Origin of the sequence: Cobetia sp. cqz5-12, assembly GCF_016495405.1 — a bacterium.
Lineage (GTDB): Bacteria > Pseudomonadota > Gammaproteobacteria > Pseudomonadales > Halomonadaceae > Cobetia.
Genome location: NZ_CP044522.1, coordinates 152,171 through 167,415 on the forward strand (window position 1 = coordinate 152,171; position 15,245 = coordinate 167,415).

Here is a 15,245-nt window from a genome sequence, read left to right on the forward strand (position 1 = left end):
TCTGAAGTGCATCGCCTCTGATTCGTCAGATCCTGATGTCGTGACAGCCCTGCCGGTCATCCCGGCAGGGCTGTTTTCTTGCCTGCGGGCACGAAATCCTTCAGGGAGGGAGTAATGGAAGTACAGGGACGTCAGCCGGAAAAGCGCGTCATGGCAATCTCCATGGTGGCCATCTTCATGGTGCTCGGGTTCATGCTGTTCGGGGTGGCATATGTGGTCTCCCAGTCGTTTGCCTATCGGTACACCGGGGACTCGGCGCTGTTGACGCCGTCATTGGTCCTGGGGAGTGCCCTGTTGGCGAGGGGAGTTTTCCACCTGGTGGTGCCGCTGGCGCACTTCGGCAATCAGTCGCTTTATCTGCGGCCGTCACCACTCATGGGGTGTCGCAAGATCGATTATGAGCTGATCGAGGATTTCACCTTCGACAAGAAGACGCTGATCATCAAGTATCGCGATGCCGGCAACGGTGAGGGGGAGTCCAGACAGACGACACTCAAGCGTCATCAGGTCACCCAGCGGGCGCTGGACGACATCACCTTCGAGCTGAATCAGCGCGTCAGGTCGTGATTGTCAGCAACAGAAAACGGAAACGCCGCCCTCGATGAGGGCGGCGTTTCTGTCTGCGACAGGCGTGGCGTGCGAGGTGAGCCTCGTCAGGCCTGGGCCCGGCGGCTTACTTCTCGCTGAAGCGTTGTACGTTCGACAGCTTCGGCTTGGCCTGCGGGTTGCGGCGATACAGCAGGGCGATCTTGCCGATGCTCTGGATCAGGGTCGCACCGGTTTCGCTGCACAGGTGGCGAGCCACCTCGCCGCGGGCTTCGCGATCGTTGATCGCCAGCTTCAGCTTGATCAGTTCGTGATCGTGCAGTGCGCGCTCCAGTTCGGTCACGACGCCTTCGGAAAGGCCGTTTTCCGAGACGGTGACGATCGGGTCAAGATGGTGCCCGATGCTGCGAAATGCTTTCTTTTGTGACTGTGACAAGCTCATGGTATCGTAAAGTTTCCCTGTTGGCGTCCGATGGGAGCGGGGAGCGTAGCGAAAGACAGGGTCGACTCCAGGGCTTGAAATCCAGGGGTGTGAACCCGTCTGTTGCGCAGGCAATGTCTGTGCCCACGGGCGGAACCGCGCGCAGGACCCGCCATTCTACTCCATGACGACGCTCATGACACGACCCGTGCGCAAGCTGCCACGCCTTTCGTGTCGTCGTTATTCCCCGCGCGATCTCCCGCCAGTATTCGATTTTTCCCCGACATTCCAGGTGACAACGTGGCTCACCCCAGCAAGAGCAGTGCTGGCTGGATGAAGGAACACTTTGATGACGCCTATGTCCAGCGCAGCTGGGCCGATGGTTATCGTTCCCGTGCCAGCTACAAGTTGATTGAAATCGATGACAAGGACCGCCTGCTCAAGCCGGGTGCCACCGTCATCGACCTCGGCGCAGCCCCCGGTGGCTGGAGCCAGATCGCCGCTGACCGCGTCGGCATGGAGGGCGTGGTCATCGCCTCCGACATTCTCGAGATGGACGCTCTGGCCGGTGTCGACTTCATTCAGGGCGACTTCACCGAAGAGGCCGTGTTGAACCAGATTCTGGCTACCCTCGGTGACCGCCCGGTAGACCTCGTCATCTCCGACATGGCGCCCAACATGAGCGGCATGAGCGCAATCGATCAACCTGCCGGCATGTATCTGGTCGAGCTGGCGCTGGATCTGGCGCGTCAGACCCTCAAGCCGGGCGGCAATTTCCTGGTCAAGGTCTTCCAGGGCGAGGGCTTCGATGCCTATCTGAAGGACATGCGTGGCAGCTTCAAGAAGGTCGTGACCCGCAAGCCGGAAGCGTCGCGTGCACGCTCACGCGAAGTCTATCTGCTCGGTCAGGGTTTCAAGGGCTGACGGTCGGTGTTCTTGCATGCCGCTGCGCGCGGCAGGCACTGGCTCGCGGTGGCGAGATTTCCACGTTGCGGGTCGCATGCTTCATCGCGGGTTAAGGCGAGCCATGCGATGCTCCCCTAGACTGGCGCCAATGTGTCCGGGCGAGTCGCAGGCGCTGGCTGATGCAGGCTGTCTATCGGCGCAATAGTCCATTGTCGGGCTTTAAGCAATGGTTGCCAGCCCCCATCTGGTGTAGTGTCGATATCATTGGGTCTTGAGTACGATGGGCCGGTGACAGTTCGGTGGGTTTCAATGCCTTATCGATACTGGCAGGCAAGTAGCACAATGCACGGCAAGCTTTGAGTGACTCGGTAGGCGAAGTGGCGCGTTGCGCTGACTTGATACCCCGCAGGCACGATCAGATAGCATGGCAGGCCACCACAAGACGGCAGTCGGAGTATTCACGGCATGCCAAGACAGATTCATGCAATGAGGGTGTCCCCTTGAACGACATGGCGAAGAACCTGATTCTCTGGTTGATCATCGCAGCAGTGCTGCTGACGGTGTTCAACAACTTCAGCGTCGATACCTCGCCGCAGGCGATGAACTATTCACAGTTCGTCCAGCAGGTGCAGAACGACCGGATCAAGAGTGTGACCATCGATGGTTACACCATTGAGGGTGAGCGGGCCGACGGCTCCAGCTTCACCACCATCCGGCCGGCGGCGTCCGATCCCAAGCTGATGGATGACCTGCTTGCCAACAAGGTGGAGGTCATCGGCAAGAAGCCTGAGCAGCAGTCGCTGTGGACACGCCTGTTGATCGCCAGCTTCCCGATTCTGATCATTCTGGCCATCTTCATGTTCTTCATGCGCCAGATGCAGGGCGGCGGTGCCGGCAAGGGTGGCCCGATGAGCTTCGGCAAGTCCAAGGCCAAGCTGTTGAGCCAGGACCAGATCAAGACCACCTTCAGCGACGTCGCGGGCTGTGACGAAGCGAAGGAAGAAGTCGAGGAGCTGGTCGACTTCCTCAAGGACCCCAGCAAGTTCCAGCGTCTTGGCGGTCAGATTCCGCGCGGTGTCCTGATGGTGGGCCCGCCGGGTACCGGCAAGACCCTGCTCGCCAAGGCGATCGCCGGCGAAGCCAAGGTGCCGTTCTTCAGCATCTCCGGTTCTGACTTCGTCGAGATGTTCGTCGGTGTCGGTGCGTCCCGTGTGCGTGACATGTTCGAGCAGGCCAAGAAGCAGGCGCCGTGCATCATCTTCATCGATGAGATCGACGCCGTCGGTCGTCATCGTGGTTCCGGCATGGGCGGTGGTCACGATGAACGTGAGCAGACACTGAACCAGCTGCTGGTCGAGATGGATGGCTTCGAGGCGAATGACGGCATCATCGTCATCGCCGCGACCAACCGTCCTGACGTGCTTGACCCCGCACTGCTGCGTCCTGGTCGCTTCGACCGTCAGGTCATGGTGGGTCTGCCGGATATCCGTGGTCGCGAACACATCCTTGGCGTTCACCTGCGCAAGGTGCCGATGGGCGACGACGTCGTGCCGGTCAACATTGCACGTGGTACGCCGGGCTTCTCCGGTGCAGATCTCGCCAACCTGGTCAATGAAGCCGCCCTGTTTGCCGCGCGTCGCAACAAGCGTCTGGTCGGCATGGAAGAGCTCGAGCTGGCCAAGGACAAGATCATGATGGGCGCCGAGCGCAAATCGATGGTCATGTCCGAGAAGGAGAAGCGCAACACGGCCTATCACGAGTCTGGCCACGCCATCATCGGCCTGGTGATGCCCGAGCATGATCCGGTCTACAAGGTGTCGATCATTCCGCGCGGCCGCGCGCTGGGTGTGACGATGTTCCTGCCGGAGGAGGATCGCTACAGCTACTCGCGTCAGCAGATCATCAGCCAGATCTGCTCGCTGTTCGGCGGTCGTATCGCTGAAGAGATGACGCTGGGGCCGAACGGTGTCACCACCGGCGCCTCCAATGACATCAAGCGTGCAACCGAACTTGCCCACAACATGGTCGCCAAGTGGGGGCTCTCAAGCGAGATGGGCCCGATCATGTACGATGAGGACGAGTCCCATCAGTTCCTCGGTGGCCCGGGTCAGGGTGGCGGCAAGCTGAAGTCTGGTGACACCACCTCGCGTCTCGACAAGGAAGTGCGTCGTATCATCGACGAGTGCTACGCCAAGGCGCAGCAGATCCTGGAAGAGAATCGCGACAAGCTGGATGCGATGACCGAAGCGCTGATGACCTATGAGACCATCGATGCCGAGCAGCTGGCGGACATCATGGCCGGCCGTACGCCGCGTCCGCCGAAGGACTGGGGTGGCCCGGCAAGCGGTGGTGACGGTGGCCTGGTGGCCCCGGTTGCCGACACTCCGAAGGCGGAAGCGCCGGAAGCTCCCAAGGCCGATGATGACGCTGATGGCAGTGAAGACGACGACGGCAATCGCCGTCGCCCGTCTGATCCGCTGGGTGGTCCGAGCGGTCATTGATGTACGCCTGATCTAGGCCTGAACTAGGCCCAATGTAGGCATAAGGGGCGCCCGATATCACATGCGACGTCTGCGCCTCTGAAAGGAAGAACGCCCGACTGGCTTGCCAGTTGGGCGTTTTCTTGTCTGCAGCAATGGTGGTTTGAACCGCTGCAGCAATGACGTTGGTAAAGTTAAGGTGCTGCTGATGAGTGGCCTACGCCGTGGCGTGGCGGCGTTGACTCATGTCTCTGCACGGGCATTGTCAGCGCCGTGATGAGCGCGGGGTGAAAGGCCTGAGCCAATGGCGTTGCCATCTGCTGACGCCCCGTGTGGCGGCCATTCCACGCCTTGCGCGCCATGATCTGGCTCTTTAAAGTGGTGCGCAATCATTTCTGACCGGGCTGCGAAGACACCTTCGTCCCCCCTCTCGCCTGCATGGTATGCCATGACGAATTCTGCCTTGAGTACGCCTCTCGAGCCTCGAGTGGGTCATCTGATGTCATTGGAGTGCGCCGGACACCTTCTCGATCTCTCGCGTCCGCGGGTGATGGGGATTCTCAACGTGACGCCGGACTCCTTCTCGGATGGCGGTCGCAGCGCGACCCTGGACGCCGCGCTGCGCAATGCCGAGCAGATGCTGGCCGATGGTGCCGCGATGATCGATGTCGGCGGTGAGTCGACACGACCCGGGGCGACGCCGGTCAGTACCGAAGAAGAGCTTGAGCGGGTCTGCCCGGTGGTGGAGCGGCTGGTGAGCGAGCTGGGCGCGTTGGTGAGCATCGATACCAGCAACCCGCACGTCATGCGCGAAACCGCACGGCTGGGGGCAGGCATGATCAATGACGTGCGTGCGCTGAATCGAGACGGCGCGCTCGAGGCGGCCGCTGACAGCGGGCTGCCTGTCTGTCTGATGCACATGCGCGGCGAGCCGGACACCATGCAGCAGGATACGCATTACGCTCAGTCCATCGAGCAGGAAGTCCGGACGTTTCTGGCAGAGCGTATCGCGGCCTGTGGGGCGGCGGGTATCGCGCGTGAGCGACTGCTGCTGGACCCCGGCTTCGGCTTCGGCAAGTCACTGCAAGACAATCTGCGCCTGTATCACCGCATGGCGCAGTTACATGAATTCAACCTCCCGCTGCTGATCGGCACGTCACGCAAGAGCATGATCGGCAATGCCCTCGGGCGCGCGGTGGAGGATCGCTTGGCTGGTAACCTGGCACTGACGGCCCTGGCCGTTCGTGACGGGGCCAGGCTGTTTCGCGTTCACGACGTGGCCCCGACTGTCGACGCTGTCGACATGGCATGGGCCGTGCTACAGGAAGGCACGATACGATGAGTCGACGTTATTTTGGTACGGATGGCATTCGCGGCACGGTGGGGGAATTCCCTATCACGCCAGACTTCATGCTCAAGCTGGGCTGGGCGGCGGGACGGGTATTTGCCCGTCACGGCCGCGGCAAGGTATTGATCGGCAAGGATACGCGCATCTCGGGCTACATGTTCGAATCCGCGCTCGAGTCCGGCCTTTCGGCAGCGGGCGTCGATGTTTCCCTGCTCGGCCCGATGCCGACGCCGGGGATCGCCTATCTGACGCGCACCTTCCGCGCCGATGCCGGCATCGTCATCTCGGCCTCCCACAACGCCTATCCGGACAACGGCATCAAGTTCTTCTCCGCTGCCGGCACCAAGCTGGATGATGCGCTGGAAGCCGAGATCGAAGCCGAGCTGGACCGCGACATCGTGATCGTCGGCCCGGACAGCCTGGGCAAGGCGTCACGCATCCAGGATGCGGCCGGCCGCTATATCGAATTCTGCAAGTCCACGCTGCCGGGTCGCCTGGGCCTTCACGGCATGAAGGTGGTGCTGGATTGCGCGCATGGTGCGACCTATCACATCGCGCCAAACGTCTTCCGCGAGCTGGGTGCCAAGGTCAGCGTCATCGGGGGCGAGCCGGATGGCCTCAACATCAATCAGGGTGTCGGCTCCACGCACCCGCAGGCGCTGCGCGCGGCCGTCATCGAGCAGGGCGCCGATCTCGGTGTGGCCTTCGATGGTGATGGTGACCGCCTGATCCTGGTCGATGCCGATGGCCGGGTCATCGATGGCGATGACATCCTCTACATGATCGCGCGTGATCGTCACGAGCGCGGTGTGCTGGGTGGTGGTGTCGTCGGCACTCTGATGTCCAACTTCGGTCTGGCAGCTGCGTTGGAAGGCCTGGGAATTCCCTTCGAGCGCGCCAAGGTCGGTGACCGCTATGTCATCGAGCGTCTGGAGGCCAATGGCTGGCAGCTGGGTGGCGAATCCTCCGGTCACATCGTCTGCAGCCATATCCAGAGCACCGGTGATGGCATCGTCTCGGCGCTGCAGGTGCTGGCGATCATGGCGCGCGAAGAATGCTCACTCAGCGAATTGCTGGTCGGCTTCGAAAAGGCCCCTCAAGCGCTGATCAATGTGCGTCTGGCGCCGGGCTGCGACAACAAGGCGCTGATGGCGGCGGATGCCGTGCAGGCTGCGGTGGTCGAAGTGGAGCAGACGCTGGGCAACGAAGGTCGCGTGTTGCTGCGTCCCAGTGGCACGGAACCGCTGATTCGCGTCATGGTCGAAGGGCGTCCGCACTTCGATGTCGATGCGCTGGCGGGTCAGATCGCTGCGACGGTCGAATCCAGCATGTCGGCGTGATGCGCTGACAGGACAGCTCGCCGGGGCGACGGTTAACGTCGCCGAGTGGGCGGGTTGCACAGAACGACAACAGGCGCCGAGTGCGCCTGTTGTCGTTCATGGCAGTTGCCCCGAGCCTGATCGTGCCGGATCACGGGGCTTGACAGGGGTCGCGAAGGTTGTCAGTCAAGGGCGGCTCCATTACCATCCTCGCACTGCTCACAAGGGAGAAGCACATGCGTACACCGCTGATTGCCGGAAACTGGAAGATGAATGGTGATCTTGCCCTGGTCGATGAGTTTGCCCGGGGCCTGCAGGCGGCTTCGCTGCCGCAGGGCATTCAGGTGGCGCTGGCAGTGCCTTTCCCTTATCTGAGCGTCGCTCGCGCGAGCATGCCTGTGAGCGTGGCGCTGGCGGGGCAGACGCTGAACCCGGCGAGCGAGGGTGCCTTTACCGGCGAAGTGGCGGGTCAGATGCTCAAGGATGTCGGTGCCGCGATGGTGCTGGTCGGCCACTCGGAGCGTCGAAGCCTGTATGCTGAAGACGATGCGGCGGTACTGGCACGTGTCGAGGCAGCGCTTGCTGCAGGCCTCACACCGGTGCTGTGCGTCGGTGAGACGCTTGAGGAGCGTGAAGCCGGTGACACGGAGCGCGTCGTGCTGGGACAGCTGGAGGCGGTGTTCTCCTCGCTCTCCGCTGATGCGCGCACGCGTCTGGTTGTCGCCTATGAGCCCGTCTGGGCCATTGGTACCGGACGCACCGCTTCGCCACAGCAGGCGCAGGAGGTCCATGCGGCCATTCGCGCGCGCCTGGCCGAGTGGTCTGCCTCGCTCGCCGAGGCAATGCAATTGTTGTACGGCGGTAGCATGAAAGCTGCCAATGCCGCCGAGCTGCTTGCGCAGCCGGATATCGACGGCGGTCTCGTGGGCGGTGCCTCGCTCCAGATCGACGAATTCCTAGCCATTTGCCAGTCTGCAGGTTGAATCTCATGCAAGTAGCCGTTCTGATGGTCCATGTGGTACTCGCGGTCGCGCTGATCGTGCTCGTCCTTCTCCAGCAGGGCAAGGGGGCCGAAGCTGGCGCTGCCTTTGGTGGCGGTGGTGCTTCCCAGACCGTTTTCGGGTCCAGCGGTAGCGGCAACTTCCTCGCGCGCTTCACGGGTGTTCTGGCCGCGGGCTTCTTCGCGACCTCTCTGACACTGGCCTGGTTCGCGTCCAACGCCAACCAGCCGTCAGTCGAAGCGGGCATTCCGAATGCCAGCGTGATCGAGCAGCAGAAAAATTCACTGCCATCACTTGACGACTCCGAGGAAAGTGTGGAGAATACGTCGCCAGTGCTTGAGGAAAGCGGCAACGCAGACCAACCAGCACTCTAAGGAATTCAAGGCGTTAACTTTGAATTCTTCCGGGTAACGTCTCAGGCGATACCCGCCCCCGTGCCGAAGTGGTGGAATTGGTAGACACGCTATCTTGAGGGGGTAGTGACCTTATGGTCGTGGGGGTTCAAGTCCCCCCTTCGGCACCATCTTGTTAGATCGATTGGCAGTCTGGACGCAACTCTGCCACCTTGGAAAGACGTCATTCCTTGACCTCCTTTTTCGGTGACATTACCATCGTCCGACTATTGTTGCGGGGTGGAGCAGTCTGGTAGCTCGTCGGGCTCATAACCCGAAGGTCATCGGTTCAAATCCGGTCCCCGCTACCAAGTTTCTTGAAAGGCCCCTTCCTATGAAGGGGCTTTTTGTTAGCACCAGTGCCAATCAGCCACCTAGCTCTCTTCTCTACTCCCGGTCAGGTGCCTGATGCAACTGCTGTAGGAGCCTCGTCTGTGTCAACCAAGGACGCTGCGCTTAACGCGCTTATCGATCCAGTCGTCTCTGCTCTGGGCTTCGAGCTCTGGGGTATCGACTATCTCTCCCAAGGCAAGCAGTCCCGTCTGGTGATCTATATCGACCATCCCGATGGCATTACCGTGGACAACTGCGCAAACGTCAGTCGTCAGGTGGGTGCCGTACTGGATGTCGAAGACCCCATTACCGGTCAGTTCCAGCTTGAAGTCTCGTCTCCAGGCATGGATCGTCCGTTGTTCACGCTTGACCAGTACGAGCGCTACATCGGTCACGTGGTGGCACTGCGACTTCGCCAGGCTTTCGATGGCCAGCGCAAGTTCCAGGGGCTGGTGACTGGCACCGAAGACGGTGATGTCGTGATCCGGGTCGATGAAGAAGAATACTGCTTTCCCATTGAAAGCATCGACCAGGCACGCATTGTGCCGCAGTTCAAATAACTGACGTTGTCGGCACACCGCTCGCGTTGCGAGCCCGGGTCGATGCGCAAGGACAGGTTTCTGGCGAGGCAAAGTCATGAGCAAAGAGATTCTGCTGGTCGTTGACGCCATCTCCAACGAGAAAGGCGTGCCGCGGGATGTGATTTTCGAAGCCGTCGAAGCGGCATTGGCTTCGGCGTCACGCAAGCGTTTCGATCAGGAAGAGGCGGATATCCGCGTCAAGATCGATCGTGTCACCGGTGATTACGCGACCTACCGTCGCTGGACCGTCGTCGAAGACGACGAGTTCGAGACGCCGGACTACGAGATCAAGGCCAGCATCGCCGAACAGCGCGAAGAGCCGCTGGCGCTGGGTGCCGTGGTCGAGAAGCAGATCGAATCCGAAGCGTTCGGTCGTATCGCTGCACAGACCGCCAAGCAGGTCATCGTGCAGAAGGTGCGCGAGGCCGAGCGTGCGGAAGTGGTGCGCCTTTACGCCGAGCGTGAAGGTGAGCTGGTCGCGGGTATCGTCAAGAAGACGACACGTGATGGCCTCATCATCGATCTGGGCGACAACGCCGAAGGCTTCCTGCCGCGCGGTGAGATGATTCACGGCGAGCGCTACCGCTTGAACGAGCGGGTGCGTGCCCTGCTGTGGAAAGTCGACGCGGATGCTCGTGGTTCTCAGCTGATTCTGTCGCGTACGCGTCCTGAGCTGATCATCGAGTTGTTCAAGATCGAAGTCCCGGAAATCGCCGAGCAGCTGATCGAGATCAAGGGTGCTGCCCGTGATCCGGGCTCGCGCGCCAAGATCGCGGTCAAGAGCAACGACAAGCGCATCGATCCGATCGGTGCCTGCGTCGGCATGCGTGGTTCACGCGTGCAGGCCGTGTCCAATGAACTGCGTAACGAACGCGTGGATATCATCCTGTGGGATGACAATCCTGCCCAGCTCGTCATCAACGCCATGGCGCCGGCAGATGTCGGTTCCATTCTGGTCGACGAAGACACCCATTCCATGGATGTCGCTGTCGCTGCGGACAACCTGGCTCAGGCCATCGGTCGCAGCGGTCAGAACGTTCGTCTGGCCAGTGAGCTGACCGGTTGGCAGCTCAACGTCATGACCGAGGCGGAAGCCGAGGGCAAGCGCGAGCAGGAAATCGACAGTTTTGTCGAATATTTCATCACTCATCTCGAGATCGAAGAGGATCTAGCCCGTGTCCTGGTGGACGAGGGCTTCACCTCACTCGAGGAAATCGCCTATGTCCCGCTCGAGGAAATGCTCGAGGTCGAGGGCTTTGACCAGGATCTGGTCGAGGAGCTGCGCGCTCGGGCCAAGGATGAACTGCTGAATCTCGCCATCGCCACTGAAGAGCAACTGGACGGCGCACAGCCGGCCGAAGACCTGCTCAACATGGAAGGCATGGAGAGTCATCTGGCATACATCCTGGCCAGCAAGGGTATCGTCACCATGGAAGACCTTGCCGAGCAGGCCATCGATGATCTGAAAGACATCGAAGGCGTCGACGAAGAGCGAGCAGCGGCGTTGATCATGACCGCCCGCGCGCCCTGGTTCGCAAGCGAACAGTAACTAGGTCACGGGCTCAGGAGGGTCGTACATGTCAGAAATGACAGTCAAAGAATTCGCCAAGAAGGTGGGCCGCGAGTCAGCCCGCCTACTGGAACAGATGCATGAAGCGGGTCTGAAGCACAAGTCAGAGAACGACGCCGTCTCTGAGGTCGACAAGCAGAAGCTGCTTGATCACCTCACCAAGAGCCACGGTGGTGGCGCCGCTCCGGCAGCGCCCAAGAACCGCATTACCCTGACCCGCAAGACCAAGTCTCGCATCAACACGGGTAGCGGTCGCGGCAAGTCCATCGAGGTGCAGGTGCGCAAGAAGCGTACCTACGTCAAAGAGGGCGAAGAGCAGGCTGCAGAAGCACCGGCCGCTGCTGCACCGGCAGCTGCCGTTGCGGACAAGCCGGCTGCGGCACCGCAGCGCGAAGAGCGTCGTGGCAATGACAACCGTCGCGAAGAGCGTCCGCGTCAGAGTGCACCGGCTGCTGCCGCTGCACCGTCCGCCGACGCTGCGCCGGAAGTCAACGCGCCGCCGAAGGAGCCGCGTGGTGATGCACCGCGTCGCGCCAAGGCTGCGCCGCGTGATGAATCACGTGATCGTCGCGAAGCCCGTGAAGACCGTAGCGAACGCAAGCGTGGCGGGGCCAAGAAGGTCAAGCGCGCCGAGCGTCGCGGTGGTCGTCGTGGTGGCCGTGATGCCAACCGTCAGCCGCCGAAGCCGGTCCAGACCTTCGTCCGTGAAGTCTCCATCCCTGAGTCCATCTCAGTGGCAGACCTCGCTGACAAGATGGCCGTCAAGGCGTCTGAAGTGATCAAGACCATGTTCAACATGGGCGCTGCGGTCACCATCAACCAGACGATCGATCAGGAAACCGCGACCATCGTGGTCGAGGAAATGGGCCACACGCCCAAGCTGATCAAGGATGACGCACTCGAGACAGCCGTTCTCGAAGGCATCTCCTACGAAGGTGAGCAGATCACCCGCGCGCCGGTCGTTACCGTCATGGGTCACGTTGACCACGGCAAGACCTCGCTGCTGGATTACATCCGCCGCACCAAGGTCGCCACAGGTGAAGCGGGTGGTATCACCCAGCACATCGGTGCCTACCACGTCGAACACGACAACGGTGACATCACCTTCCTGGATACCCCGGGCCACGCGGCGTTCACCGCCATGCGTGCTCGTGGTGCCAAGGCGACCGACGTCGTCATCCTGGTGGTGGCTGCCGATGATGGCGTGATGCCGCAGACCATCGAGGCTGTCGAGCACTCCAAGGCCGCGGGTGTCCCGATGGTCGTGGCGGTGAACAAGATCGACAAGCCGGGTGCTGATCCGGACCGCGTCAAGAATGAGCTGTCCCAGCACGGTGTCATCTCCGAGGAATGGGGTGGTGATACCCAGTTCGTCCACGTTTCCGCCAAGACTGGCGAGAACATCGACGCGCTGCTCGAAGGTGTCCTGCTGGTTTCCGAAGTTCTCGAGCTTCAGGCCGTGCCGTCCGCGCCGGGTAAAGGCGTCGTGGTCGAGTCCCGTCTCGACAAGGGCCGTGGTCCGGTCGCGACCGTGCTGGTCCAGAACGGTACGCTGAAGAAGGGCGATATCGTCCTCGCCGGTCTGCATTACGGCCGTGTGCGTGCACTGATCAACGAACTCGGCAAGCAGGTCGATTCCGCGGGTCCGGCCATGCCGGTCGAGATCCAGGGTCTGGGTGGCACGCCGGACGCCGGTGAAGAGTTCACCGTGGTCCCGGATGAGAAGAAGGCACGTGAAGTCGCCAACTTCCGTCAGGGCAAGTACCGCGAAGTGCGTCTGGCGCGTCAGCAGAAGGCCAAGCTGGAGAACATGTTCTCCCAGATGGGTCAGGACGAAGTCGCCAAGGTCAACGTCGTCCTCAAGGCCGACGTGCAGGGGTCTCTGGAAGCCATCCGTGGCGCGCTGGAAGAACTCTCCACCGAAGAAGTCAAGGTGGCCGTGGTCTCTTCCGGTGTCGGTGGTATCACCGGTACCGATGCCAACTTGGCACTCGCTTCCGAAGCGATCCTGGTCGGCTTCAACGTCCGTGCTGACGCCTCCGCGCGTGAGATCGTCGAGCGTGAAGGTCTGGATCTGCGCTACTACAGCGTCATCTACCAGCTGATCGACGAGGTCAAGCTGGCCATGACTGGCATGCTGGCACCGGAATTCCGCGAGCAGATCGTCGGTGTTGCCGAAGTGCGCGATGTCTTCAAGGCACCGAAGATCGGCGCGATCGCCGGTTGTATGGTTGTCGAAGGCAACATGTACCGCTCCAAGCGCATCCGCGTGCTGCGTGACAACGTGGTCATCTATGAAGGCGAGCTGGAATCCCTGCGTCGCTTCAAGGATGACGTCAACGAAGTCCGCAACGGCATGGAATGTGGTATCGGCGTCAAGAACTACAACGACGTGCAGGTTGGCGACAAGATCGAGGTGTTCGACCAGATCCAGGTCGAGCGCACGCTCTGATAGCGCCCCTGCAAGGAGAGATCACGGATGCGTGAATACAGCCGTACTGACCGCGTGGCGGACCAGATCCAGCAAGAGCTCGCGCTGCTGATTCAGCGTGAGGTCAAGGACCCGCGCCTTGGCATGCTGACGGTCAGCGCCGCCAAGGTCAGCCGCGACCTGTCCTACTCCGATGTCTACGTGACCCTGCTGGGTGACGACAGCCCGGAACGCATCAAGGAAAACCTCGCCGTGCTCAAGCGCGCGGCAGGTTTCCTGCGCTCCCAGCTGGCGCGCACCATTCAGCTGCGCCACGTGCCGGAATTGCGCTTTCATTACGATGAGAGCGTCGTTCGTGGCCATCACCTGTCTTCACTGATCAATACGGCGGTCGCCGACGACCGCAAGCGCAGTGCAGAACGTGGTGATGACGACAGCGAAGATGGTGCCCCGGGCACCACGCCGGACGCCTGATGGCGCGTCGTCGTCGCGGCTTGCCGATCGATGGCGTTCTGTTGCTGGACAAGCCCAAGGGCATGTCCAGCAACTATGCGCTTCAGAAGGCTCGCCGCCTCTACCAGGCGCAGAAGGCCGGTCATACCGGCACGCTCGACCCGATGGCGACCGGCTTGTTGCCGGTCTGCTTCGGGGAAGCGACCAAGTTCTCCTCGCATCTTCTCGAGGCAGACAAGGTCTATCGGGCACGGATCAAGTTTGGCCAGGTCACCGATACCGGTGATGCGGAAGGCACGGTGATTCGCGAGCGGGAGATTCCCGAGCTTGCGCAGGCCAGGTTGGACGCGGTGCTGGACAGGTTCCGTGGCGAAATAGATCAGGTACCGCCGATGTACTCCGCGCTCAAGCACCAGGGACGTCCGCTCTATGAGCTGGCGCGCCAGGGGATTGAAATCGAGCGTGCAGTCCGTCGCGTTACCATCTACAATATGGCGCTTCTTGCGCGGCACTCCGATGGCATCGAGATCGAAGTGGCGGTCAGTAAGGGTACCTACATACGCAGTCTGGCCGAGGATATCGGCGAGGCGCTGGGCTGTGGAGCCCACCTCACGGCACTGCGTCGTCTCAAGACAGGCCCGTTCACGGGTGATGCCATGCTGGATTTCGAGCGCCTCGAGGCGCTGGCTGACCAGCAGGCACGTGAAGGCGTCCTGTTACCTGTCGACATCCTGCTCGATCATCTCCCGCGTCTCGACATCACTGCCGAGATGGCGCGGATGATATTGCGTGGTCAACAGGCTGAAACGACGACAGGGTCGCTGGAAGTGGACTCCCTGGCTCGTGTGTATCAGGACCAGCAGTTGCTCGGGCTGGTCCGGATTGCGGCGGAGGGCGTCATCGCTCCTCGCCGACTGCTCAGTTCTGCCGTCGAGGCGGCGGCTGGGTGAGCTGATTGCGGCCTCGCCGCAAGCCGCATGAAGACTGCAAATATGCGTGGTCTTCGACATTTCTAATCTATCAAGCATATTGCTTACTGGAGAGACAGATGGCACTTACCGCTGAGAAGAAGGCTGAGATCGTTACCGAATTCGGCCGTGGCGAGAACGACACCGGTTCCCCGGAAGTTCAGGTTGCTCTGCTGAGCGCCAACATTGATGGCCTGCAGGGTCACTTCAAGGCCAACAAGCAGGATCACCACTCCCGTCGTGGTCTGATCCGCATGGTCAACCAGCGCCGCAAGCTGCTTGACTACCTCAAGCGCAAGGACTTCGAGCGTTACACCGCTCTGATCCAGCGTCTGGGTCTGCGTCGCTGATCAGCGATGTTGCCGCCATGCACTTCGGTGCATGGCGGGCCCCCGGTGGGCACAGGAAAACCGACACTGCCTGCGGGCGGTGTCGGTTTTTTTGTGCCTGATACCGAGGTGATCCGGGCTTCAGATCAGAGGCTCGACTCGCGCTG

Annotated in this window: 14 protein-coding genes and 2 tRNA genes; 15 read left to right on the forward strand and 1 reads right to left on the reverse strand. The window is 61.3% G+C overall.

Annotation, left to right across the window (positions count from 1 at the left end; translation table 11 throughout):
- Positions 1-114 precede the first annotated feature (114 nt).
- The gene (locus F8A90_RS00690; protein WP_200018431.1) at positions 115-567 is read left to right on the forward strand and encodes a hypothetical protein; all 453 of its coding nucleotides are present in this window, start codon (positions 115-117) and stop codon (positions 565-567) included.
- A gap of 106 nt (positions 568-673) precedes the next feature.
- On the opposite strand, the gene yhbY is transcribed toward F8A90_RS00690, so the two are convergent.
- Positions 674-988 (reverse strand): ribosome assembly RNA-binding protein YhbY, encoded by a 315-nt coding sequence (yhbY, locus tag F8A90_RS00695; RefSeq protein WP_043333380.1) that lies wholly within the window; start codon positions 986-988, stop codon positions 674-676.
- A gap of 279 nt (positions 989-1,267) precedes the next feature.
- Between yhbY and rlmE the strand changes: the two genes are divergently transcribed.
- From rlmE to rpsO, 14 genes are all read left to right on the forward strand, one after another.
- A complete protein-coding gene (gene rlmE / locus F8A90_RS00700; RefSeq protein ID WP_225347478.1) occupies positions 1,268-1,891 on the forward strand; it encodes a 23S rRNA (uridine(2552)-2'-O)-methyltransferase RlmE in 624 nt (207 codons plus the stop codon).
- 482 nt (positions 1,892-2,373) lie between these two features.
- The gene (gene ftsH / locus F8A90_RS00705) at positions 2,374-4,374 is read left to right on the forward strand and encodes an ATP-dependent zinc metalloprotease FtsH (RefSeq protein WP_200018433.1); all 2,001 of its coding nucleotides are present in this window, start codon (positions 2,374-2,376) and stop codon (positions 4,372-4,374) included.
- A gap of 478 nt (positions 4,375-4,852) precedes the next feature.
- Positions 4,853-5,695: a dihydropteroate synthase gene (gene folP / locus F8A90_RS00710; RefSeq protein WP_233593383.1), complete on the forward strand. Its 843-nt coding sequence runs from the start codon at positions 4,853-4,855 to the stop codon at positions 5,693-5,695.
- On the forward strand, positions 5,692-7,041 hold the full coding sequence (glmM, locus tag F8A90_RS00715; protein WP_043333386.1) for a phosphoglucosamine mutase: 1,350 nt from the start codon (positions 5,692-5,694) through the stop codon (positions 7,039-7,041). The genes folP and glmM overlap by 4 nt, the downstream gene beginning before the upstream one ends.
- A 215-nt stretch (positions 7,042-7,256) precedes the next feature.
- Positions 7,257-8,003 carry a triose-phosphate isomerase gene (gene tpiA / locus F8A90_RS00720; protein ID WP_200018434.1) on the forward strand — a complete coding sequence of 249 codons (747 nt, stop codon included), beginning with the start codon at positions 7,257-7,259 and terminating at the stop codon, positions 8,001-8,003.
- Positions 8,004-8,008: 5 nt separating this feature from the next.
- Positions 8,009-8,395: a preprotein translocase subunit SecG gene (gene secG, locus F8A90_RS00725; protein ID WP_043333391.1), complete on the forward strand. Its 387-nt coding sequence runs from the start codon at positions 8,009-8,011 to the stop codon at positions 8,393-8,395.
- A gap of 62 nt (positions 8,396-8,457) precedes the next feature.
- A tRNA-Leu gene (locus tag F8A90_RS00730) sits at positions 8,458-8,544 on the forward strand.
- Between the two features lie 103 nt (positions 8,545-8,647).
- Positions 8,648-8,724 (forward strand) — tRNA-Met (locus F8A90_RS00735).
- A gap of 123 nt (positions 8,725-8,847) precedes the next feature.
- Positions 8,848-9,306, forward strand: a complete 459-nt coding sequence (gene rimP, locus F8A90_RS00740; protein WP_043333393.1) for a ribosome maturation factor RimP — start codon at positions 8,848-8,850, stop codon at positions 9,304-9,306.
- Between the two features lie 76 nt (positions 9,307-9,382).
- Positions 9,383-10,876: a transcription termination factor NusA gene (nusA, locus tag F8A90_RS00745; RefSeq protein ID WP_054556444.1), complete on the forward strand. Its 1,494-nt coding sequence runs from the start codon at positions 9,383-9,385 to the stop codon at positions 10,874-10,876.
- A gap of 28 nt (positions 10,877-10,904) precedes the next feature.
- The gene (gene infB / locus F8A90_RS00750; RefSeq protein WP_166019020.1) at positions 10,905-13,349 is read left to right on the forward strand and encodes a translation initiation factor IF-2; all 2,445 of its coding nucleotides are present in this window, start codon (positions 10,905-10,907) and stop codon (positions 13,347-13,349) included.
- Between the two features lie 27 nt (positions 13,350-13,376).
- The gene (rbfA, locus tag F8A90_RS00755) at positions 13,377-13,802 is read left to right on the forward strand and encodes a 30S ribosome-binding factor RbfA (RefSeq protein WP_065392581.1); all 426 of its coding nucleotides are present in this window, start codon (positions 13,377-13,379) and stop codon (positions 13,800-13,802) included.
- Complete coding sequence (truB, locus tag F8A90_RS00760) at positions 13,802-14,731, forward strand: tRNA pseudouridine(55) synthase TruB (RefSeq protein ID WP_200018435.1); 930 nt, start codon at positions 13,802-13,804, stop codon at positions 14,729-14,731. The genes rbfA and truB overlap by 1 nt, the downstream gene beginning before the upstream one ends.
- A gap of 98 nt (positions 14,732-14,829) precedes the next feature.
- On the forward strand, positions 14,830-15,099 hold the full coding sequence (rpsO, locus tag F8A90_RS00765; protein WP_024952154.1) for a 30S ribosomal protein S15: 270 nt from the start codon (positions 14,830-14,832) through the stop codon (positions 15,097-15,099).
- The last annotated feature ends 146 nt before the right edge of the window (positions 15,100-15,245 follow it).